1 protein-coding gene is annotated in these 1,553 nt (G+C 50.5%); it reads right to left on the reverse strand.

What is annotated here, in order from left to right; genetic code table 11:
• Positions 1–78: 78 nt before the first annotated feature.
• Positions 79–1,524, reverse strand: a complete 1,446-nt coding sequence (locus ACLTX1_RS12540) for a recombinase family protein (RefSeq protein WP_412331070.1) — start codon at positions 1,522–1,524, stop codon at positions 79–81.
• Positions 1,525–1,553 lie beyond the last annotated feature (29 nt).

Below are 1,553 nucleotides of genomic sequence, written 5' to 3' on the forward strand. Positions count from 1 at the left end.
ATGGAAATCGCATGAAGTATGCCGTTCGCGTGAATTAAAAAAAGGGGGGTGTCGGCTTTCTGCCGACACCCCCTTCCGTTAAACAGGCTGGTTCTCTATCTCTGTCCTTTTCACTTTGACAACTTCCCCCTTGCAACCGCCTTCTGCCTTCTGGTTGATAAGACCGATGAACTTATAGTAGATGTCCACTTGCTGGGTTTTTACGCCGTCCGCACCAATTTCCTTTTCGTGTACCACGATCTTCTCGATCAACTCGTTAAGGATATACGGTGTCAATTCCTGAATGTTGGTGTACTTCCAAATCAGAGGGATGAATTGCTGGATATTGTTGTAGACTTCGTCATTCCGGGCAAGTTCCGCGGTCAGCGCGTCCCTTTTACCGCGCAGTTCGATCTGTTCACGTTCGTACTTTGGAGCCATGGCCTGATAGCGTTCCTCGCTGATTTTCTCTAATGCCGCATCCTCATAGAGCTTGTTAAGTATTTTGTTTAACTCGTCCATGCGTTTGTCTATCGTTTTTAACTCACGGCGGCTGCGGTCGATGTCCTCCTTCTGCCGTTCCTCCTTAATGGCAAGCAGCATATCCATGTAATCCGCCACATGGCGATGCGCGTCCAGCGCATTGCGGCGGATGTCCTCCAGCACTAACTGGTTCAGCGTTTTCCAACCAATCGCATGAGAGGTACAGCGTTCTTTGCCATAGTTTTTGTATACCCAGCAGGAGAAGCCGGTATATCGCCCCTTTCTCTTGTCATAGCTGACATTCAGCGAGGAGCCGCAGTCAGCGCACTTCACCAGTCCCGCAAAGGGCTGTACCTCGCCGGTGCAGTTTTCTCTGCGCCGAGCCTGCATCATCTGATGCACCGTATCCCACAGGTCCTGAGTGATGAGCGGTTCGTGTGTGTCCTCCGACACGACCCACTCCGATTCATCTGCCGCAATGCGGTGCTTATCAAAGAAGCCCTTGGTCTTTGTGCGTCCGAATACGATCTTGCCAAGGTATACGGGATTGTTCAAAATTGCCCGCACAGAAGTAGCGTGCCAGTCAAAGGGCTTTCGCCAGTAGTCGCTGTTTTTATAGTAGTCAGGGTTATTCTGGTTGAAGTACGCTTGCGGGTTAAGGATTTGCTTCCCACGCAAAATCTTTGTCATACGCACATAACCGATGCCGTCGGCAAACATTTGGGAAATGCTTTTGACCACCTCAGCCGCTTCGGGATCAACGATTAGGTGATGTCGGTCATCAGGGTCTTTCTGGTAACCGAAAGGCGCGCGGCTGCCAATGAACATTCCACTGCCCGCCCGCGCCCGGTGTGCTGCTTTTGTTTTGGTGGAAGCCTGCCGCGCATAGAGTGAGTTGATGACATTGGTCATGGGCAGCATCAGGTTGTCCAATCCCTTCTTGGAGTCGATTCCTTCGGCTACCGCAATGAACCGGATACCCTTTTCCTCAAAGTAATGTTCGATGTACAGTCCCATCTGTGCATACTCACGGCCGAAACGGGAGAGGTCTTCTTGTGTCAAGTAGGGACTAAAAAAATTTTGAGAATTTA

Origin of the sequence: Hominenteromicrobium sp. (genome assembly GCF_046974225.1) — a bacterium.
In the GTDB taxonomy this organism is placed as follows: domain Bacteria; phylum Bacillota; class Clostridia; order Oscillospirales; family Acutalibacteraceae; genus Hominenteromicrobium; species Hominenteromicrobium mulieris.